This is a genomic window from Fulvivirga maritima (assembly GCF_021389955.1).
In the GTDB taxonomy this organism is placed as follows: domain Bacteria; phylum Bacteroidota; class Bacteroidia; order Cytophagales; family Cyclobacteriaceae; genus Fulvivirga; species Fulvivirga maritima.
This window is the reverse complement of sequence record NZ_CP089980.1, coordinates 1720948-1742647: the sequence shown is the minus strand read 5'-3', so window position 1 is coordinate 1742647 and position 21700 is coordinate 1720948. Positions and strand designations below refer to the sequence as shown.

21 protein-coding genes are annotated in these 21700 nt (G+C 37.6%); 15 read left to right on the top strand and 6 right to left on the bottom strand.

Annotated elements, in window-relative coordinates:
• Window positions 1-147: 147 nt before the first annotated feature.
• The 3 genes from LVD15_RS07350 to LVD15_RS07340 all read right to left on the bottom strand — a co-directional run bounded on the left by LVD15_RS07350 (window position 148) and on the right by LVD15_RS07340 (window position 3737).
• Window positions 148-963, bottom strand: coding sequence for a toxin-antitoxin system YwqK family antitoxin (locus LVD15_RS07350; RefSeq protein ID WP_233779649.1), 816 nt, complete (start codon window positions 961-963; stop codon window positions 148-150).
• A 185-nt stretch (window positions 964-1148) separates the two neighbouring features.
• Window positions 1149-3041 (bottom strand): molecular chaperone HtpG, encoded by a 1893-nt coding sequence (htpG, locus tag LVD15_RS07345; protein ID WP_233779648.1) that lies wholly within the window; start codon window positions 3039-3041, stop codon window positions 1149-1151.
• Window positions 3042-3257: 216 nt separating this feature from the next.
• Window positions 3258-3737, bottom strand: coding sequence for a DUF4293 domain-containing protein (locus LVD15_RS07340; RefSeq protein WP_233779647.1), 480 nt, complete (start codon window positions 3735-3737; stop codon window positions 3258-3260).
• Between the two features lie 112 nt (window positions 3738-3849).
• On the opposite strand from LVD15_RS07340, the gene LVD15_RS07335 reads away from it, so the two are divergent.
• The 6 genes from LVD15_RS07335 (at window position 3850) to LVD15_RS07310 (ending at window position 9626) form a co-directional block, all read left to right on the top strand.
• Window positions 3850-5049, top strand: a complete 1200-nt coding sequence (locus tag LVD15_RS07335) for a thiolase family protein (RefSeq protein WP_233779646.1) — start codon at window positions 3850-3852, stop codon at window positions 5047-5049.
• The gene (locus tag LVD15_RS07330; RefSeq protein ID WP_233779645.1) at window positions 5036-5737 is read left to right on the top strand and encodes an HAD family hydrolase; all 702 of its coding nucleotides are present in this window, start codon (window positions 5036-5038) and stop codon (window positions 5735-5737) included. Before LVD15_RS07335 ends, LVD15_RS07330 begins: the two co-directional genes overlap by 14 nt.
• Window positions 5737-6480 carry a tRNA pseudouridine(38-40) synthase TruA gene (gene truA, locus LVD15_RS07325; protein WP_233779644.1) on the top strand — a complete coding sequence of 248 codons (744 nt, stop codon included), beginning with the start codon at window positions 5737-5739 and terminating at the stop codon, window positions 6478-6480. The genes LVD15_RS07330 and truA overlap by 1 nt, the downstream gene beginning before the upstream one ends.
• Window positions 6481-6541: 61 nt before the next feature.
• Complete coding sequence (locus LVD15_RS07320; RefSeq protein ID WP_233780944.1) at window positions 6542-8254, top strand: ABC transporter ATP-binding protein; 1713 nt, start codon at window positions 6542-6544, stop codon at window positions 8252-8254.
• 68 nt (window positions 8255-8322) lie between these two features.
• Complete coding sequence (locus tag LVD15_RS07315) at window positions 8323-9045, top strand: hypothetical protein (RefSeq protein WP_233779643.1); 723 nt, start codon at window positions 8323-8325, stop codon at window positions 9043-9045.
• A 56-nt stretch (window positions 9046-9101) separates the two neighbouring features.
• Window positions 9102-9626, top strand: a complete 525-nt coding sequence (locus tag LVD15_RS07310; protein WP_233779642.1) for a hypothetical protein — start codon at window positions 9102-9104, stop codon at window positions 9624-9626.
• Between the two features lie 5 nt (window positions 9627-9631).
• Here LVD15_RS07310 and LVD15_RS07305 read toward each other — a convergent pair whose 3' ends face one another.
• Complete coding sequence (locus tag LVD15_RS07305) at window positions 9632-11419, bottom strand: ABC transporter ATP-binding protein (RefSeq protein ID WP_233779641.1); 1788 nt, start codon at window positions 11417-11419, stop codon at window positions 9632-9634.
• Window positions 11420-11615: 196 nt separating this feature from the next.
• Between LVD15_RS07305 and LVD15_RS07300 the strand changes: the two genes are divergently transcribed.
• From LVD15_RS07300 to coaE, 7 genes are all read left to right on the top strand, one after another.
• Complete coding sequence (locus LVD15_RS07300) at window positions 11616-12719, top strand: Glu/Leu/Phe/Val dehydrogenase dimerization domain-containing protein (RefSeq protein ID WP_233780943.1); 1104 nt, start codon at window positions 11616-11618, stop codon at window positions 12717-12719.
• 186 nt (window positions 12720-12905) lie between these two features.
• The gene (nusB, locus tag LVD15_RS07295) at window positions 12906-14012 is read left to right on the top strand and encodes a transcription antitermination factor NusB (RefSeq protein ID WP_233779640.1); all 1107 of its coding nucleotides are present in this window, start codon (window positions 12906-12908) and stop codon (window positions 14010-14012) included.
• An 11-nt stretch (window positions 14013-14023) separates the two neighbouring features.
• A complete protein-coding gene (locus LVD15_RS07290) occupies window positions 14024-14347 on the top strand; it encodes a YtxH domain-containing protein (protein ID WP_233779639.1) in 324 nt (107 codons plus the stop codon).
• A 48-nt stretch (window positions 14348-14395) separates the two neighbouring features.
• On the top strand, window positions 14396-14938 hold the full coding sequence (locus LVD15_RS07285; RefSeq protein WP_233779638.1) for a DUF1573 domain-containing protein: 543 nt from the start codon (window positions 14396-14398) through the stop codon (window positions 14936-14938).
• Between the two features lie 107 nt (window positions 14939-15045).
• Window positions 15046-15378 (top strand): preprotein translocase subunit YajC, encoded by a 333-nt coding sequence (gene yajC, locus LVD15_RS07280; RefSeq protein WP_233779637.1) that lies wholly within the window; start codon window positions 15046-15048, stop codon window positions 15376-15378.
• Window positions 15375-16328, top strand: coding sequence for a YbbR-like domain-containing protein (locus LVD15_RS07275; protein WP_233779636.1), 954 nt, complete (start codon window positions 15375-15377; stop codon window positions 16326-16328). Before yajC ends, LVD15_RS07275 begins: the two co-directional genes overlap by 4 nt.
• The gene (gene coaE / locus LVD15_RS07270) at window positions 16321-16914 is read left to right on the top strand and encodes a dephospho-CoA kinase (protein ID WP_233779635.1); all 594 of its coding nucleotides are present in this window, start codon (window positions 16321-16323) and stop codon (window positions 16912-16914) included. The genes LVD15_RS07275 and coaE overlap by 8 nt, the downstream gene beginning before the upstream one ends.
• A gap of 15 nt (window positions 16915-16929) precedes the next feature.
• Here the strand turns inward: coaE and LVD15_RS07265 are convergent, their stop codons facing one another.
• Both LVD15_RS07265 and LVD15_RS07260 read right to left on the bottom strand, forming a co-directional pair.
• Window positions 16930-17976, bottom strand: coding sequence for a lysylphosphatidylglycerol synthase transmembrane domain-containing protein (locus LVD15_RS07265; RefSeq protein WP_233779634.1), 1047 nt, complete (start codon window positions 17974-17976; stop codon window positions 16930-16932).
• Window positions 17977-18726, bottom strand: a complete 750-nt coding sequence (locus LVD15_RS07260; RefSeq protein WP_233779633.1) for a segregation and condensation protein A — start codon at window positions 18724-18726, stop codon at window positions 17977-17979.
• A 188-nt stretch (window positions 18727-18914) separates the two neighbouring features.
• Between LVD15_RS07260 and dxs the strand changes: the two genes are divergently transcribed.
• Window positions 18915-20837, top strand: coding sequence for a 1-deoxy-D-xylulose-5-phosphate synthase (gene dxs, locus LVD15_RS07255; RefSeq protein WP_233779632.1), 1923 nt, complete (start codon window positions 18915-18917; stop codon window positions 20835-20837).
• A 3-nt stretch (window positions 20838-20840) separates the two neighbouring features.
• Window positions 20841-21623 carry an alpha/beta fold hydrolase gene (locus LVD15_RS07250; RefSeq protein ID WP_233779631.1) on the top strand — a complete coding sequence of 261 codons (783 nt, stop codon included), beginning with the start codon at window positions 20841-20843 and terminating at the stop codon, window positions 21621-21623.
• The last annotated feature ends 77 nt before the right edge of the window (window positions 21624-21700 follow it).

The window sequence follows — 21700 nt, the reverse complement described above, 5'->3', positions numbered from 1 at the left end:
ATAAGATACCAAAAAAATACTAAATAATAAACTGCCTGTTTGTAGGTAAGCGTAAGGTTTAGATGAAATTTTACTACAAAATAACTTAGCCTATTTTGATTGAAGCGTTAAGAGGATATTAGGCCGGAACCCATTTGCCTGATTTTTTTACCTTTTTTCGTAAACTAACTTACCTCTTCGGTTCCATTCTTTCCATGTAAATGGGGTCATATCATTATCAAAGGGTTCTTTTGGATACCTAACTACCTTTTTTCTTCGGCCTGTGGAGTAATATTCTACCCAATCACCTACCCTTTGGTCCCATTTAAATTCACCCCGAACAGCTACTCGGCCATTTTCATGAAAGTAAAAATAGTTGCCCTCTTTTTCTCCATATTCTATAGGTACTATTTCTTTCATTTTTTCACGATTTCTATCGTAATAGCTCACTTTTGATTCTTTAGGCCACCCTTTGTAATATTTTTCTTTGTCTACAAGAAGATCGTTTTTATCATATTCTACCCACCGGCCATGCTTCATACCTTTATAGAAGATGCCTTCTTCTATAAGTTGTTCACCCTGCATGCGCTTATAAGGACCGTGAAGTACGGCACCATGCTCCTGATCTACTTCTCCGCCATGACGAATAGCACCTCTTCTATAGTCTACCCAATAAATATCCCTTACGTAAGGGTCTAATTCAATAGGATCTTTTATGACATAAAATAACTCGTAGGTCTTTCTTGTGCCACTACCACTTTGCGTAAAGCGTTTTTTAGTTTTAATACCGTAAAATACCTTTTTCTTTCTTTTCTTCTTTTTGGGTTCTACAGTATCGTCTTCTTCTTCCTTGTCATCATCTAGCTCTATGGTAATAGGCGTATTGATGGTAAACATCTTATCTTCACTTTCAGGATCTACTTCCTGTGCTTTGGTGTGGAAACAAACTAATAGGAGTATTATACTAAGAAATGGATATTTCACAATAAATTTTAGTTTAGGATAATTAACGTAAAGAACTAAATTTTATTTCTATTCTTCAATAAGGTTGAGCTTATAAAAGTTCCATAATTAGAGGTTTTGGTCACTTCTCTGTTGTTTAGCTCAAAAAACAAGGCCATTCACTTTTAAAATGAATGGCCTCATAATATTTATTTTATTGAAATAGCTTATTCTGCAGCCATGTCTATACTTCTTTTTATGAAGTTAGTAAGGTCTTTACCTTGTAGCATGTTCTGAGAAAGCATGGCCAAGTCATAGGCTTGTTTAGCCAATTGAGCCTTTTTATCATCGTTATCAGCGCTCAGTATTTTGCCTACTATGTTGTGATTACCGTTAATTGACATTTCAAACTGATCAGGCATACTACCCATCATGGCATAAGCACCTCCGCCATTTTTGGCCATATCTTTCATTCTTCTCATAAACTCAGACATGGTTATAGTTACAGGCATATCATCTGGAGATAATGACTCTACAGAGATATTCATGCTTGGGTTATTCACGGCCTTTTCGAAGATTTCTTTTACTTTTTCTTCTTCTTCTTTGCTTAAAACACTGGCAATAGTCTCGCCTTTATCAATAATCTTTTCTATGTTTTCAGCATCTACACGTTTCAGCTGTGTTTTTTCTAGCTTTTGCTCTAAGAAGTTAACATAGTGGCTGTCAATAACACCATCTAACAGAAGTACATCATAGCCTTTATTTTTGGCTGATTGGATGTAGGCATCTTGCTTGCCAGCATCTGTAGTGTATAGGTAGATAACGTTGTCGTCTTTATCTTTTTGAGTTTCCTGTACTTTTTCTTTGTACTCATCAAATGTGAAGAACTCATTTTCGGTGTTAGTGAATAGAGCGAAATTCTTAGCTTTATCATAGAATTTATCTTCACTAAGCATACCGTATTTTACAAAAACACCTATGTCATTCCATTTTGCTTGGTAAGACTCTCTGTCTTGTTTAAATAACTCCTCTAGCTTGTCTGCTACCTTTTTAGTGATGTGATTATTGATTTTTTTCACATTACCATCAGACTGAAGGTAACTTCTTGATACGTTAAGAGGAATATCTGGTGAATCTATAACCCCATGTAATAACATTAAGAACTCAGGCACTACATCTTTTACTTCATCAGTAATGAATACCTGGCGTGAATAAAGCTGTATTTTGTTTTTCTGAACCTCAAAGTCATTTTTCACTTTAGGGAAGTAAAGAATACCAGTAAGGTTAAAAGGATAATCTACGTTCAGGTGGATCCAGAATAATGGATCTTCTGACATAGGGTAAAGTTCTTTATAGAAGTTAAGATAATCCTCATCTTTAAGATCTGCTGGCGCTTTAGTCCATAGAGGAGTAGTATCGTTAATTATTCTGTCTTGAGTTACAGACTTGTACTTAGGCTTACCTTCATCATCTTGTCCATCTTCTACTTGCTCTTCTTTTGTACCAAATTTAATGGGCACAGGTAAGAACTTACAGTATTTATCTAGAATAGACTTTAATTTCCATTCGTCTAAAAACTCTTCAGAATCTTCAGCTACATGTAGAATAATGTCTGTACCGCGAGTTTCTTTAGTGGCCTCAGTAATTTCAAATTCTGTAGATCCATCACAAATCCAACGGGCAGCTTCTGTACCATCCTGATATGATTTACTGATGATTTCTACCTGGCTGGCTACCATAAAGGCGGAGTAAAAACCTAAACCAAATTTACCAATGATGTCTTTGGCGTCACCTTTATCTTTAAACTTCTCTACAAATTCTGTAGCTCCTGAAAAGGCAATTTGGTTAATATATTTTTTGATTTCTTCGGCGGTCATACCAATACCGCGGTCACTTACGGTGATGGTCTTTTTATCTTTATCGAAGCTTACTTCTACGGTAGTGTCGCCTATTTCAGAAGTGATTTCTCCTAATGATGATAGTCTTTTGAGTTTTTGAGTGGCGTCTACTGCGTTAGAAACCAACTCTCTTAAGAATATCTCATGATCAGAATAAAGAAACTTTTTAATGATTGGGAAGATATTCTCGGTATGGATTGAAATGGTGCCTTTTTCTGCCATTGCGTTTATGAGTTAATTTTTAAAATTCAGTTTTACATTCAACCGCTGACCAAAATCTATTCCATTAGTTAAGCAATGACAAATTGACAGATTTTACGGTTTTATTATAAACTCGCAGGAATTTTTGAGCTTATGAAAGGTTAATTAGTCAGGTTTTGACATAAAAAAAGGAGTGAAAAACTTCACTCCTTTATATCATTAGTATTTTATTAACTCTTATCTAATTCTGTCTACAGACCTTACCAGTCTTTCATCTTTTCTGATAAAACGATTGGCAAGCACATTAAAGATCATGGCTCCTACTGGTAAAAAGCTGCCGATACCGTATGTCCAGCTGTTTTGAATTTCTTCACTTTCCATTACTCCTTTACCAAACCAAAAGCTTAGGCCCAAAGAACAAAATATGAGTAGCGAATTAAGCGCACTTAGTTTAATCTGAAGCATCCTATTTTTAAATCTGGTAATCTCTACTATGCCTACTATGGCAGAAAGTATGGCAAAAGCACCAATGAGAATGTAAGGGAAATATTCTTTAGACACTTCTTCTAATCCATTATTAGTAACAAGATAAAAGGCGGTGAGCATAATGCCTTTATCGGTGTCTGGTGAGTGATAAACCCACATAGGGAAGATAAGAGTAAGTAGCATCAGTAATACTACTAGTAATAGAAATACGGTTTGAATCCTTTGTAACATATGGCTATTGGCTTAAATTGCAAGTGCAAATTAAATCAAACCACGCGGTTAAAAAAAACAAAACCGCAGATACCATCAGGTCCTTTATTCCTCAATTTTAACTTTTGTGATAATGAAAGCGGCTTATATAGTAGATATCCTTAGAACTCCTATCGGGAAATTTGGCGGTGGTTTGGCTACGGTTCGCCCAGATGATTTGGCGGCACATGTTATTAAGGGTCTTGTAGAGAGAAATAAGGCTTTTGATGTGAAAGAGCTGGAAGATGTGGTTTTTGGAGCCGCGAATCAGGCAGGAGAAGATAATAGAAATGTAGCGCGGATGGCCGCTCTATTGGCTGACGTACCTATTACTGTTGGCGGTGTTACGGTCAATCGGCTATGTGCTTCTGGTCTGCAAGCTATTATGGATGCTGCCAGGGCCGTTATGCTGGGGGAAGGTGGCGCTTACATAGCAGGAGGCACGGAAAGCATGACACGAGCGCCCTTTGTAATGAGTAAGTCAGAAACGGCCTTTGGTAGAAATGCAGAAATCTATGATACTACTATAGGTTGGCGGTTTGTAAATTCGGCATTATCAGAAAAGCACTATCCTTACGGAATGGGAGAAACCGCAGAAAATGTGACGGAAAAGTATAACATTAGCAGACAAGAACAAGATGAATTTGCACACTTTTCCCAGCTTAAATATGATAACGCAAATAAAATAAATGCCTTTGAAGGTGAAATAATTTCTGTATCAGTTCCTCAAAAGAAAGGAGATGATATACTTTTTGATAAAGATGAGCACCCACGGCTTACCAGTATGGATAAGCTTGCTACACTAAAACCCGCGTTTAAAAAGGGCGGTACTGTTACAGCTGGTAATTCATCAGGTATTAATGATGGTGCTGCCGCTGCTTTGGTAGTAAGTGAGGAGGTGCTGAAAAGATATCAATTGAAGCCTATGGCTCGTATAGTTTCTATGGCGGTAGCTGGGGTAGACCCGGCACTGATGGGTATTGGGCCCGTACCCGCCACACAGAAAGCATTGGCTCGGGCAGGCCTTAAAATCAACGATATTGATCTGGTGGAGCTTAATGAAGCTTTTGCTGCTCAGTCAATTGCTTGTATGAGAGATTTAGAATTAGATCCTGAAAAGGTAAATGTAAATGGTGGAGCTATAGCGCTGGGGCATCCGCTGGGAGCGAGCGGTGCTAGAATATCTGCCACTTTACTACATGAATTAAAAAAGAGAGAATCGGCAAAATACGGCCTGGCCACTATGTGTGTAGGAGTAGGACAAGGTGCCGCTGTGATATATGAAAGACTTTAAAAATAAGAATATAAAAGTTATTGGCTTTGATGCCGATGATACCCTGTGGGTAAACGAGAACTATTTCAGAGAGGCTGAAGCGGCTTTTTGCAAGCTAATGGCAGATTATGGAAATAGCGAAAGCATTATGAAGGTGCTGTATGAGGTGGAAGTCAAGAACCTGGATTTATATGGTTTTGGCATAAAAGGCTTTACTCTATCTATGATGGAGGCCGCTTTGAAAATATGCGGTGAAAATTTCTCAGCCAACTTGAGCAATCACATCTTAAACATAGGCAAAGAAATGCTGGATAAGCCCGTAGTGCTTTTGGATCAGGTGGAGGATATTTTAAGCAAAGTAAGAAAGAAATACAGGGTTATTTTAGTTACGAAGGGAGATCTATTAGATCAGCATAGAAAGTTAGAAAAGTCAGGCTTAGAAGGGTATTTTCATCATATAGAAGTAATGAACAAGAAATCGGAATCTGATTATAGAAGACTCGTTAGTCATCTTGATTTATATCCTGAAGAGTTTTTAATGATTGGCAATTCTCTAAAATCAGATATCATTCCTGTATTGAATATTGGCAGCAATGCTATTTATGTTCCCTATGAAATTACCTGGCAGCATGAAGTGCCTACTGAGGAGGTTTTAACAGAAGACTACATTCAGGTAGAGGCTTTACATGACATCCTAAGATATATTTGATGAGATATTTTTTTGAAATTTCGTACCATGGTAAAAAGTATCATGGTTGGCAAAGGCAGAAAAACGCTATTTCTGTGCAGCAGGCAGTAGAAGAAGCTATGAGCTTAATACTTAATCAACCCATAGTAATTACCGGTAGTGGCAGAACAGATACAGGGGTACATTGCAAGCAGCAGTTTTTTCATGCTGATCTTGAAAATGAAATTGATACAGGCAAACTACGCTATAATTTAAACAGTTATTTGCCAGAAGATATTAGCATTAATGCCATATTTGCAGTAAATGAGGAGGCTCATGCGCGGTTCACGGCTACTTCTCGTAGTTATGAATATTATGTTAGCAGGCAAAAGAACCCTTTCTACCATGATATGAGTTTTATTTTTGTAAAACCAATGGATATTACAACCATGAACCAAGCGGCTTCGTTACTGATTGGGGAGCATGATTTCGAAGCTTTTAGTAAGGTAAAAACAGACGTGAACAACTTCTGCTGTAACATTACTGAAGCCAGATGGGTGGAGAAGGAAGATTATTATGTGTTTCATATCTCAGCCAATAGGTTTTTACGCGGTATGGTAAGGGCGGTAGTAGGCACTTTATTTCTGGTTGGTAGTGGTAAGTTGAGCATAGATGACTTTCAGCAAATTATCGACAGTAAAAACCGAAGAAATGCCGGAGCATCGGCTCCTCCTCAGGGACTTTTTTTAACCAGGGTATGTTATCCCGAAGATATTAGATTGTAGATTGGAAAAAGAGAAAGTAAATAGCGGAAGCATTGTAGATTTAGATGTGTTGAAGCGGTTAATGCGGTTTGTGAAGCCTTATAAAGGAAGGTTTTTTCTACTTATTTTCTTAACCATAGCACTAGGAGTTTTAGCCCCATTGTTGCCTTTGCTTATACAGCAGACATTAGATAATCATGTTGCGTACGGAGACTACCAGGGCATGGTTAATATGATGTTGGTGCTCGGAGGAATATTATTCGCTCAGGCTCTAGTGCAATATGCCCACACCTACCTTTCTGGCTGGCTTGGTCAGTATGTTATCAGAGATATTAGGGTACAGCTATATGAACATTTAGTAAAACTAAGGCTTAAGTTTTTTGATAATACCCCTATCGGAAGGCTTGTAACAAGAACTATTTCTGATGTGGAGACTTTGGCCGATGTTTTTTCTCAAGGATTGGCCGCTATGATGGGAGACTTGCTGCAGCTGATCTTTATTTTAATCATTATGTTTTCTAGTGATTGGCGCCTGGCACTAATCAGTTTATCTACATTGCCTATTTTGCTGGTTTCTACTTATGTATTTAAAGAGAAAATAAAAGTGGCATTTAACGATGTGCGTAACGCTGTGGCTAACCTCAACTCTTTTGTGCAAGAACATATTACCGGAATGAGCATAGTACAGATATTTGGTAGTGAAGAGAGAGAATATGAAAAGTTTAAAGCCATTAACAGAGAGCACAAAAGAGCCAACCTAAAATCTGTTCTTTATTATTCTGTCTATTTTCCAGTGGCAGAAATAATCAGTGCGGCAGGTATTGGTTTGCTGGTTTGGTATGGAGCTAAGGGAGTGATAGATGAAGCCGTTACCGGAATTACCATTGGTAAGCTGATAGCCTTTATTATGTATATCCAAATGTTCTTCAGACCAATAAGAATGATTGCAGATAGGTTTAACACTTTGCAGTTGGGTATTGTAAGCTCATCCAGAATACTGAAGCTTTTGGATAACGATGAGTACATCCCTAATACAGGAAATCATAACCCTGAAAATATTGAAGGAGCCGTTTCATTTCAAAATGTGTGGTTTGCTTATAATGATGAGGACTATGTGCTGAAGGATATCAACTTTAATGTAAAACCAGGAGAAACTCTGGCCCTAGTAGGAGCCACAGGAGCTGGTAAATCTTCAATTATCAATTTGCTGAGTCGTTTTTATGATATTAATAAAGGAAGCATAGAAGTAGACGGTGTAGATGTTAAGCAATATGATTTAGCCAGTTTACGCAGTAAAATTGGAGTGGTACTACAAGACGTATTTCTTTATAGTGATACTATTTTGTACAACATTACTTTAGGAAATGAATCTATTACAGAAGAAGAAGTAATGCATGCTGCTGAGCTTGTAGGCGCTAAGAAGTTTATAGAAAGACTGCCAGGAGGCTTGCATTATAATGTGATGGAGCGTGGCTCTACTCTTTCTGTAGGTCAAAGACAATTGATCTCTTTTGTACGGGCTATGGTTTATGATCCTAAAATTTTGGTTTTAGATGAAGCCACGTCATCAGTAGATACAGAGACAGAAGAGCTGATACAAAATGCCATAGAAAGAATGATGAAAGATAGAACGGCCGTAGTTATTGCGCACCGACTTTCTACCATTCAAAAGGCAGATAAAATCATAGTATTAGACAAAGGAGAAATTAAAGAAGAAGGAAATCATTCAGAGTTGATTGAACTTGGGGGTTACTATACTCAGCTTCATAAGATGCAGTATAAGGAGATAGTTTAATTTTTCATTACATAATTATTAAAATATCCCGAAGCGTATTAATTTACAGCCTTAATATAAATACTTGCATGTCCTCTATTTTTTGTAGAATATTTTTTGTTGTTCTATTAGTGGTTTCGGTACCCTTGGCTAGCACACAGGCTCAGAATAAGCCTTTTTATAAAGGAAAATTTAAAAAACCAGGGCGCTTTTCTAGGAAGAAGGCCAGAGTAGCCTGCCCTGTGTTTGAAGACACAGGATATCCGTATCAGGGTATAGGCATAAAGTTGGGAGATCCTTTCGCGCTTACCTATAAGCTTTATTTTACTAAGCACTTTGCCATGTCAGTTGATTTCGGCACAGGTGCAAGTGGCCTTTATAGTAAATATTTCAGAGATCAGTTTGATGAATATACTGCTGGTCTGGATTCACTACTTGATCCTGGCGAAGGATTTAGTTATCTTAATCATAAGGTAGAGTCTAATTGGACTGGTGAAGTGCGAATGATGTATCAGACTAGTCTGGATTCTTGGGTTAAAGGCTTACAGGCTTACGTGGGTCTGGGAGTAGAATGGAGGCATTCTAAAATTAAATACGAGTACGTCTGGGAGCAGGGTTATAATGAAAATGAAATTCTGCATTTCGTTGATAATAGATATGCCCTTGGCCCTACTGGAACTGTTGGGCTGGAGTATTCATACTTTGAATTACCCATAGCAGCATTCATAGAAGTAGCAGGATTTGCAGACATATCAGAAGACCCAGGTTATATAAGACCGCAAGGTGGTGTAGGTCTACGCTGGGTGTTTTAAGCAACCTGACTGCGATTCTTTTGTTAGTAGAGATAGATTAATTACAATATACTTTAATGGTAAAAAAGATAATTCTGGGCATTCTGACAGTAGCCCTGGTAGGAACGTTTATTTTCTTTAAGTTAGGAGGAGGAGAAACTCTGGATTTTCAGGAAAAGGACTATCCTCATTTATACATCAGCGGTAAGGAATATGTGGCTAAGTACAATGATCCTAAAATGGAAAAACTCTTTTTTCAGGCTAAAAAAATTGCTGAGCAAAGAGGAGACTGCAACCTTACTGTAGTGAATTATCTTACCCCTGTTATGAAAGACTCCGTAAGGCAGTTTATCGGTGTTACCTCCACAGACTCCACTATAATCTCAGGTATGGCGTTTAACGATGTTAGAACTTTTCACAATGCCAGGTTTTTAAGCACTGTGATTACTGCTCATAATCTTGTAATGCCGAGACCAGAGGACGTAAGAGAAGAAGCTAATAACTATGCCGAGAAACAAGGCTATAAGCTAGATGAATATACTATTGAAGTCTACAAAGACAGCCGCGACATGGAAATATATTTTCCTATTATAACTGAGTAGTCAATTTAAGAAACCTTTTCTTCACTTGGAGTTTGCTTGTCGTAAAGCTCTTTATACATTCCTTTGAATTCAATAAGCTCGTCGTGAGTTCCTTTTTCTACCACTTCGCCATCATCTAACACAATGATTTTGTCGGCTAATTTGGCAGAAGAAACTCTGTGAGAAATAATAATGGAAGTACGACCTTTCATTATTCTCTTCATACTGTTGAGAATGGTATTCTCTGTTTTGGTATCTACAGCAGAGAGAGAATCATCTAGCATAAGGATTTTAGGGTTACGAGATATAGCTCTTGCAATAGAAACCCTTTGCTTTTGCCCACCACTCAGGGTGATACCTCTTTCCCCTACTCTGGTATTAAAACCTTCAGGAAAATCCATAATATTTTGATATACATCTGCTTCTTTGGCCGCTTCTATTACTCGGTCTTCGTTCATCTCAATAGTACCAAAGGCAATATTATTATAAATAGTATCGCTAAATAAGAAAACGTCCTGAGGCACATAACCCAGCTGGCTTCTAAGACTTACCAGATGATATTTTTTAATGTCTGTGTTATCAATCAGCACGTCACCTTCGCTAGCATCATATAACCTTGAAATAAGGTTGGCAATCGTGCTTTTACCTGATCCTGTAGTACCTATTATGGCTAAAGACTGTCCAGGTTCAATTTTAAATGATACTTTCTTTAGAGCTGTAATTCCTGAATCAGGATAGACGAACGTAACATCTTTGAATTCTACTTCTCCCCTAATTTCAGTTTTAAGGTTTTCAGTACTTATGATGTTATTTTCTGTTTTCAGGAACTCATTAATTCTTTTTTGTGATGCCGCTGCTCTTTGAATAAGACTACTGATCCAACCAAGAGAGGCCACTGGCCACGTGAGTAGGTTTACATAGATAATGAACTCTGCTATATTACCAAAAGTAAGTGTACCGTTAATAACTTGTGTACTTCCTGCATATACGGTAAGTATAGTGCTCACTCCTATTAATCCTAAAATTAGTGGGAAGAACAAAGCTTGTACCTTAGTCAGCTTAAGTGATTTTATTTTGTATTCATCACTCTTATCAGTAAACTGCTTTACAGAGTCTTTTTCTTTAGTAAATGATTTTAATACGCGGATTCCTGAAAAGGCCTCTTGAGCAAAAGTAGATAAACCCGACTGGCTGATCTGTATTTCTTCTGATCTTTTATTGATAATGTTATTTACGTAATAAATGCTGATAGAAAGAATCGGCAGCGGTATCAACGCAAACAAGGTTAGGGTAACGTTGATCGTAAACATGTATGGAATAAGTATAGCAAAAAGTACGAACAAGTTAAGGCCATACATAATAGAGGGGCCTATGTACATTCTTACTTTACTTACATCTTCAGAGATTCTGTTCATTAAATCTCCGGTATTATTTCTTCTGTAAAAGCTTAAGGGTAAAGACTGATAGTGAGAATAGATCTCATTTTTCAAATCATATTCTATTAAACGAGACATGGCTATTATGGTCTGTCTCACGAAAAATAGAAATACACCCCTTAAAAGTGCGAGTGCCAGAATTAAAACGGCATATATAATAATGCTACCCGCAAATACAGAATAATAACTATCCTGCAGGTCCAGGCCATCTAAAGATCTGTAGATGTTTATATTTTCTGTGACCAGATTAATAGCGTACCTTACTATTAATGCAGGCGCTATTTGAAATATTACTGATAACGTAATAAACAGTATCCCTGAAATGAGGTGATACTTGTATTTGAGGAAATACTTATTTAAATAACTTAATTCTTTCATGCAGCAGCAACCAACAGGGCAAAATGGGTCAGGAACATACCAATTAATTACATAACGAAAGTAGAGTAAAGAGGTTACCTACAGGCGTTTCTCAGATTGATAAAATATTAAAAAAGTCTAATTTTGCGCGATCTTATTTAAGAGCATTTTTCTTGAATGAGTCAAAACTACAATAAACTAATTATTTAACATTATGATGATGCAAATAAATGAGTTGGAGCAAGTTTCTGAACCTTCAGTTTTTGAGGGTTTAGCAAAGCTGGGGCATGAGCAGGTGGTATTTTGCCATGATGAACCAACAGGCCTAAAAGCTATTATAGCTGTGCATAATACTGTACTGGGGCCGGCGCTCGGAGGTACTCGTATGTGGAACTATGCATCAGAACAAGAGGCTCTAAAAGATGTGCTCAGGCTGTCGAGAGGGATGACATATAAATCTGCGATAACTGGTCTTAACCTGGGCGGCGGTAAGGCTGTAATTATTGGAGATGCCACTACCATGAAAACAGAGGCCTTTATGAGGAGGTTTGGCAAGTTTGTAAATAGCCTTAATGGTAAATATATAACCGCTGAAGATGTAAACATGAAAACTCGTGACATGGAACTCATCGGTATGGAGACCAAGCATGTTACCGGTTTGCCCGAAACTATGGGCGGTGGCGGTGATCCATCTCCTGTTACTGCTTATGGAGTGTATATGGGCATGAAGGCTACCGCTAAGAAGGTGTTTGGCACTGATAGTTTAACCGGTAAGAAAATAGCAGTCCAGGGCGTAGGTCAGGTGGGAATGTATTTGGTGGATCATCTGGTTAAAGAAAATGCTGAAATATTTATTACTGATATTAACGAAGAGAAGTTAAAACAGCTTTCTGCTACTACAGGAGCTAAAGTAGTGGGTATGGATGAAATTTATGATTTAGATGTAGACATATACGCTCCCTGTGCTTTGGGAGCTACGTTAAATGATACAAACATTGATAGATTAAAATGTGCCATGGTAGCAGGTGCAGCCAATAATCAGTTGGAAGATGAGCATAAGCACGGTAATATGTTAATAACAAAAGGAATTACCTATGCTCCGGATTTTCTTATTAATGCTGGTGGTATTATTAATGTTTATGAAGAATATTTAGGCAATTATAACCGTCAGCGTGCGTATGAAAGAGCTGAAAATATTTATGATACCTGTCTAAATATACTTGCAGAGGCAGAAAAGGAAGGTATTCCATCTCAAGAAGCCGCTATTCGTGCTGCTGAAAAAAGGATAGCAGATATTGGTAAGGTGAAGTTGCCTCGATAATTAATAATTGTTTAATTTTGCAATAGATACGAGGCACTCTCAACAGTCTCCGGAAATGTATGTCAGTACACCGGCATGGAGATTAATTCTTAAAAGGACTTTTGAGAGTGCATTATTTTTAATGAACACTAAAGTTCTTTTTTTAATACAAAGATGCTCAACAGACGAACATTACGAATCAAGGCCATGCAAACCATCTTTGCGTACAGGCAAAGCAGGGAAGCTAACTATGGGATAGCCCAAGAGTACATAGCGGAGCGATTCGCTCCAGACCTTAATTCAATGGAGGTGCAGGATAAAGGCTTATTAAATGAGCAGAAGCAAGAAGCACTGAAAATTTTCAAAGAAAACTATAAAAACCAATCTTTTCATAGCGTAAAAGGCTCAGAAAAGAAAGTTAATGAGGCAGTAGATGATGCCATCAGACATTATTATAGTGATGTAGATAAGGATTTTAAGTTCTTTAAAAAGAATATGGTTCATGAAGCCGAAAAAATCCATGATCAATATATTTCTATTCTTAACCTACTCATAGCTTTCGCTGCTAAGGCAGGACAGGATAAGCGTGGAGGTCACGATAATTTTGTTAAAAATTTGTTAATACACGCTTTAAAGTTTAACGAATCTCTGGAAAATGTTAGCTTGAGGCGTAATTTAAAATGGGAAGACGAGTCCATCGCCTGGCATTGGTTTAAAGAGTTTATAAAAGTAGACGAAGAGTATCTGGAATATCAAAAGCTAGATGCCCCTACTTTTGAAGACGACAGAGCCATTATTAATCATATCATAAAAAACATATTGTTTAAAAATGAGGTGATTGATAAGCATATGGAAGAGGGAGATCTTAACTGGGTAGAAGATAGGGCTATTATAAAAAGCCTGGTTACAAAAACCATTAAATCTATACCAGAAGAGAAAGACGAAGACTTTGAATTACAAGAGTTGTCTTACAACTGGGAAGATGACAAAGCGTTCTTTATCATGCTGTTCGAGGAAACTACAAATGTAGAATCCGAATATGAAGAATTGATTGCTAAAAAGACTAAAAACTGGGATATAGAAAGGATTGCAGCTACTGATAAAGTAATCCTTGATATGGCTATTAGTGAAATGATAAATTTCCCAAGCATCCCGGTAAAAGTAACAATTAATGAATATATTGAGATTGCTAAAAAATATAGTACACCAAAGAGTAAAACATTTGTTAATGGTGTGTTAGATGTTATAGCTAATGAACTCGTAGAATCTGGTGATATCAGAAAAAGTGGACGAGGATTAATCGACAATAAATAAATAAACCAATTATGAGTACGAAATCAGGAAACTCCCTTTTAGCGTTTCTTCTCGGAGCTACTACAGGAGCTGTATTAGGAATATTATATGCCCCCGATAAGGGCTCAAATACCAGAGACAGATTAACTTACAGATTAGACAAGTATAAAAAAACGCTTGAAGAATTAGTAGAAGATCTTGTTTCAGAAAAGGATGCTAACTTCAATGAAGCAAGAAGCCATGGTCAAAAAGTGGTTGATGATGCTAAAGAAAAAGCAGAAAGACTTCTTGAAGATGTAGATGAATTGATCAGCCATATAAAAAAGGGTGAGAAAAAGGACGAAACGGATTTGTAATAAATACTGTTGGTATTAAACATAACGAGAGAATAAATTAAGCATAAAATGAGAAAAGGAATCAAATTATCACTGTTTGTTGGTATGTTGGCAATGATTTTTGCTGCTTCTTGTAGTAGTAACAAAGAATCAGAGAAGAAAATCGCTGAGTTAGAAAATCGAATTAATGAATTAGAAGGAAGCGGTGCTCCTATATCTAAGCCTGCTACTACTGCTACACCTGCAGTACCTGAAGAAAAGCCTGAAGGACCTATTCCTGCTTTTGCTTTTGAAGAGGAAGAGTTCGATTTCGGAACCATTAACGAAGGTGATGTAGTAGAGCATACTTTTAAATTTAAAAATACTGGTGACGCTCCACTTATCATTCAAAATGCTGTAGGTTCATGCGGATGTACAGTGCCTACATGGCCTAAAGAGCCAATTCCAGTAGGAGGAACTGGTGAGGTTACTGCTAAATTTAACAGTAAAGGAAAGTCTAATGCTCAGAACAAGACTGTTACACTTACTGCTAACACTTGGCCTAAGCAAACAAGACTTAGAATTAAAGCTCAGGTAAATCCTTCAGAAACTACTGACGGCCCTGTGAAATAAGGCTAAGCTTAAGAAAATTAGAAAATTCATCCCAGCTCCTGAAAAGGGGTTGGGATGTTTTGTTTTAATTCATGTACTTTTACATAAATATTTAATTAGAATTCGAAATGTTAAAAACAGTTTTATTACAAGCGGCAGCAGATGGTGGAAGCGGTTACAGTTCATTAATACTTTTTGGTGGTGTGGCTTTAGTGTTTTATTTTTTCATGATAAGACCACAGCAAAAGAAGCAAAAGCAACAAAAAAAATTCATTGAAGAAATTAAAAGAGGTGACCAAGTGGTTACTATTGGTGGTATTCATGGAAAAGTAATGAGTTCAGATGAAACTACAGTTGTGTTAGAAGTGGATAAAGGAGTGAAAATGACTTTTCTTAAATCATCTATTTCGTTAGAATCGACTGTACCAGCAAAAGAAGAAAAGAAAGAAGAAAAAAGTTGAGTAGAATAAGAGAAATCATAAGGTCATTTAAGCCAGAAAGCTCCAATAATGTGAGGGTAATAGTGCTGTGCGTTTTCGCTGCCACTACTTTCTGGTTTCTTAATGCCCTCAATGAAAACTACTCTACTACTTTAAAATATCCTGTACGTTTTATTTATGATCAAGACAGTTATATGGCTGTTGAGAGGCTACCAGAAAACGTACAACTTAATGTAAGTGGCTTAGGCTGGAATTTATTCAGAAACAGTCTGGGTATAAAAGTGACTCCACTGGAAATACCACTTGAAACACCGGCTGATTATAAGAAAATTGTGGGTACATCATTACCCGGGCTCATTTCTGAGCAGCTGGATGAATTTCAGCTTAATTACGTGCTTACTGATACGCTATTTGTAAATATAGAAAGAAGAATAAGCCGTACATTTCATTTATCGGTTGATAGTGCCACTGTTTCTTTAGATAGCGATTTTAAGATTATTTCTCCTATTGTTTTTAGTCCGGATTCAGTCTTACTTCAAGGTCCGGAAAATATACTTTCTGAAATGTCAGATACCGTATATGTTAAAATTCCGCAAGAAGACATAGATGAGAACTATGATGAAGACGTGGCTATTTCTATTCCTAACCAATCATTAATTCATAGGAATCCGCCTACTGTAAAGGTACAGTTTAAGGTGGCTGAGTTTGTTACCCAAAGTAAAGCAGTGCCAGTTACCTTAAATAATTTTCCCGATCAATATATTCCTGAAAAGGCAGAGGTGGAAGTCACTTACCAAATAGAAGGTAATAGACAGGAAGAAGTAAATAATGTAGACTTTAATGTTGTCTTGGATTTTAAGGCGATGGATAAACAAGACTCTACTATTCTACCTGTGCTTACTGGTTTTCCTGATTTCGTTCAAAATGTACAGCTGGACAGTACAGCAATAAGAGTAGATAAAAATGAATAGACCTTATCAGGTCGGTGTTACCGGTGGCATAGGCTCTGGTAAAAGCCTTATTTGTCAAGTATTTGCGGCTTTAGGAGTTCCCGTTTATAATGCAGATCAAAGAGGCAAATGGCTTACCGATAATGATCCGGAAATAGTGGAGGAAATAACTACTCTTTTTGGCAAGGAGGCTTATAAAAATGGACATTTGGATAGGCCTTTCATAGCGAATATTGTCTTTAACGATCCTGAAAAACTTACTCAGCTTAATCATATTATTCACCCAAGGGTAGGAAAAGATTATACTAGCTGGGTGGAAGCACAAACCTATCCTTATGTAATTAAAGAGGCCGCCATAATGTTTGAGTCAGGCTCTCATAAAATGCTTGATAAAGTCATTAATGTTTATGCTTCAGAAGCACTTAGAATTAAGCGTGTTATAGGAAGGGATAAGTTCAGGAAAGAAGAGGAGATTAAAGCAATTATTAAGAAACAAATGCCTGAAGAGGAAAGACAGCAAAAGTCTGACTATACAGTAAATAATAATGAGACAATAATGCTTTTACCTCAACTACTTCAGCTCCATGAAGCTTTTATGAATGAATAAGGAGTTTAATAATTCCTATTCTTCTTCTGCTTTTGGCTTTTTGTAAAACACTTTTTTGATCCATCTTGGTAATACCACGGCTCCACCAATCAGGTAAGGATAGTATGTGATCAGCCTCCAGAATAATGTTGTTCCCAGTGTAAATTCCACCAAATAGCCATCAAATAGTTTAATGAAAAACTCTTCGGCTAGGCCACTACCACCAGGAGTGGGTGATACCAGCATTACTATCCATAGGATTAGGTGTTTGCCTAGAATGAGTAGATGGTCAGTAAGACCCAAGCCATTTGTATAGGCGCTTATAATGAAGTTGAGAATAGCATACCTGGCTACCCAGGCTACAATAGTAGATGCTATAATTTTAAACCAATATCTTTTTTGCTTTCCTCTGATCAGAGTAGAGGCCCACATTACCTCATTACCATGCTGATAGGCGGCATAGCGCCATCTTCTCAGGAATTTTATTGATGTTATCTTAATAAGGATCCATTTGAAGATTCTAGGTCTTAAAAAGAGCGCAAATGCCATCACAAAAGTATAGATGGCAATCAGAGAATAGCTTGTAATAAAAAGGCCTTTTAAAGTGCCCTCAAAGTCTGGAAAACTGCTCGCTCCAATGAGTAATAGGGCTATAGGTGCAAAAATTACAAAGAACAGGTTATCCAGAATGGCTGTTAGTAAGGTGTAGGCAAGTGATTTGCCTAAGTTGATCCCTTCCTTTAGTAATATAAAGACTGCCACAGCCGTGCCTCCTACTACTGATGGGGTAACTGCTGAAGCAAATTCCCAAAGGATAATAACATATATGCTACTTCCCCATGAAAGATCTTTATTAGTTAGCGTTCTAATCCGATATACGTAAGCAGCATCTTTGATGAATAGTACGGCAAAAGCTAATATAACAGGTATAACCCTAGCCTGAAAAATCAGGTTGAGCTTTTGTGGTGTAAAGGTGTCATCGGTAAATATTTTAAAGGCGACGAAACCTAAACTTATAACAGCAGGAACCCAGATTTTATTAGGGTTAAGTGTTTTTAATATTTTTTGAGTATCAAGATTCATTTACTCTGCTGCAACCTCCTCTAACTTCTCTATCCAAAAATTATTGAACCCCTCTCCTATGTGCATGGTAATGATATTGAGCTGTAGCAATTCTAAAATGGCCAGGAAATTGAATATAACCGCTATTTTATTAGGATCATGTTCTATCACAGTAGAAAAAGCCAGACGGGGAGATTTACCAAGTTCATGAACTATAAAATCTTTTTGGCTGGCAATAGTGTATGGATATTGGATGACTTCATGAGTAGGCTTATTCTGCTCTATTTCATAACGCTCTATAACCCGCTGAAATACCCTCAGTAGTTTGTATAAATCAAGGTCCTGAATTTCAGCTTCTACATTAATGGTTTCTGACAGAGAACGTACTTCTTTGGCTATATTTCCTCTTTTCTCCTTACTGATCTGAGCTTCCTCCATGTTTTTGAGTTGCTCAATAACAGATTTGTATTTTTTATACTCCAGTAGGTGCTTTACGAGCTCTTCCCTGGGGTCAATCTCATTTCCTTCGTCATCTAACTGAGGTCTTGGGAGTAAAAGCTTAGACTTTATGCGCATAAGTGTAGCGGCTACCAGAATAAATTCACTGGCCACCTCTATATTCATTTGCTCTAAATGATGCAGATAGTCTAAAAAATCATTCGTGATTTTGGAAATAGGAATATCATGAATATCCAGCTCATCTCTCTCAATGAAGAAAAGCAGCAGGTCAAAAGGACCTTCAAAAAGGGGTAATTTTATTTCAAAACTCAAAATAAATCTGCTTTATTGATCATAAATGAACTAGTTCAAAGATATTACTTAAAGGTCAAATAATACCCTGTTGCCAAAAAAAATGTAAATTTACACCTTCTCTGTTAGAAACATTGCTTCATTTGCAATAGGTTTACAAAACAGTTACATTGAGTTATTGTTTATGAGTTACAAACCCATTTTTTCTGATGTTAATTGAGCCCGGAAAACTTTTAGCCACTATTAATAGCCCGGATGATTTAAAAAATTTAGATCAAACGCAGCTGGTAAGACTTTGTGATGAGTTGAGACATTTTATCATTGATAATGTTTCTGTGTATGGTGGCCATTTCGGTGCGAGCCTGGGGGTGGTAGAACTCACCGTAGCTTTGCACTATGTGTTTAACACACCTAAAGATCAATTGGTGTGGGATGTGGGGCATCAGGCTTATGGGCATAAAATTCTCACTGGCAGAAGAGATACTTTTCATACTAATAGGATCTATAAAGGAATCTCTGGTTTCCCTAAAATGAAGGAAAGTGAGTATGATTCTTTCGGAGTAGGTCACTCTTCTACTTCTATCTCTGCAGCGCTAGGTATGGCTGCAGCTTCTAAATATAAGGGCTTGGAAGAAAAGCAGCATATAGCCGTAATTGGCGATGGTGCCATGACTGGTGGCCTGGCTTTTGAAGCTATGAATCATGCCGGAGTTTCTAATACAAATTTACTGATAGTTCTTAATGACAACTGTATGTCTATAGACCCTAATGTTGGGGCTTTAAAAGACTATCTTACTGATATTACTACCTCACATACTTATAATAAAGTAAAAGATGATGTGTGGAAAATTCTTGGCAAGGTTAGCAAATTCGGGCCTAATGCCAGAGAGATTATTTCAAAGGTAGAAAACAGTATAAAATCATTTTTGCTCAGTCAGAGCAATATGTTCGAGTCATTAAATCTACGCTATTTTGGGCCTGTTGATGGCCATGATGTCAATCATCTGGTAAGCGTGATGGAAGACCTGAAAGATATTAAAGGGCCTAAAATACTCCACTGTGTTACCATGAAAGGTAAAGGGTATGCCCCTGCTGAAAACGGAAATCAGACTACCTGGCATGCACCGGGTAAATTTGATAAAGTGACCGGCGAAATAAGGAAGAAAGTATATGAAACGCCTCAGCCACCTAAATATCAGGATGTGTTTGGTCATACCTTAGTAGAGCTGGCGCGTAAGAATAAAGATATAATGGGTATTACTCCTGCCATGCCTTCAGGTTCTTCTATGAACATTATGATGAAGGAAATGCCTGACCGTGCTTTTGATGTAGGTATAGCAGAGCAACATGCTGTGACCTTCTCAGCAGGCTTGGCAAGTCAGGGATTAGTGCCATTCTGTAATATTTACAGCTCCTTTATGCAAAGAGCCTATGATCAGGTGATCCATGATGTTTGTATTCAGGATCTGCCAGTTAATTTCTGCCTTGATAGAGCGGGATTTGCCGGTGCTGATGGGCCTACACACCACGGAGCCTATGATATGGCTTATATGCGTTGTATTCCTAATATGATCATAGCTTCTCCTATGAATGAAGCTGAGCTTCGTAACCTAATGTATACTTCTCAAAAGCCAAGAGCTGGGAAAGCCTTTACCATCAGGTATCCTCGTGGACAAGGTGTTATGCCTAACTGGAGAACTCCAATGGAAGAGGTGAAGATAGGAACAGGAAGAAAGATTAAAGATGGTGAGGAAGTGGCCATATTAACTATTGGCCATATAGGAAACTATGCTGTAGAGGCTTGCGAAAAGCTCGCTAAGCAAGGTTTAGATCCTGCTCACTATGATATGCGTTTCGTTAAACCTCTTGATGAAGATATTTTACATGAGGTTTTCAAGAACTATTCTAAAGTAATAACTGTAGAAGATGGCTGCCTGCCTGGTGGTATTGGTAGTGCTATACTTGAATTTATGGTAGATAACGGCTATCAGGCTCAGGTGATCAGGTTAGGTATACCAGATGCCATTGTAGAGCACGGTGAGCAGTTAGAGCTCCATAAAGAATGTGGTTTTGATGCCGATGGTATTGCTAAGACAGTTATAAAAATTTCAGAAAAAGAACTCGCTCGCTAGTGAATGTCGTCATCACCCGTTAAGTATTTGGAGAAAGGAAATGGCTTTCCGGTAGTCTTTATACATGGATACTGTGAGGCCAAAGAGATGTGGGAGTCCTTTATAGAAGGATTGCCTGAAACCATCCGTGTACTTATTCCAGACTTACCTGGCTTTGGAGAAAGCCCTCTCCCCGAGGGTGACTTTACCATTGATGATATTGCTGAGTTGCTCATAGAGTGGCTTGATGATCTTAATATAGAAGAATGCATTGTGGTGGGGCATAGCCTTGGTGGTTATGTTGCACTTTCTATGGCTAAGTATCACCCTGATAGATTAAAGGGCTTCTGTCTTTTTCATTCCTCTGCCTTTCCTGATGATGAAACTAAAAAAGAGACACGTAATAAAACTATCACCTTTGTTGAAAAGAATGGTGTAAAGGTTTTTGCGGAGTCCTTTGTACCGCAGCTGTTCTATGTAAGCAATAGAGCGGCTTGTAGTGCCGATATTGATAAAACTGTAGCCTTAGTATCAAATACTAATTCAAAGGCGCTTATACAGTACGCAAAGGCTATGAGAGATCGTCATGATCGTACTGATGTAATGAGGGAATTTGAGGAGCCTATTCTCATTATTGCCGGCGAGAATGATGGCGCAGTTCCTGCAGCGAAGAGTAAAGAGATGGCCGACATATCTAAAAGTGCAAGCCTTTTATTGCTTGAGGAAACGGGGCATAAAGGTATGTTTGAAAAATCAGAAACAACTCAAAAAGCTATTATCGAATTTGTTAGTTCGGTATCTCAATAACTCGTCCTCTACCCTATTTTTGTCTTAATTTCTAAACGCTCATAGAGCGCCTGTACGCATTTCTGTACGGATCTGTA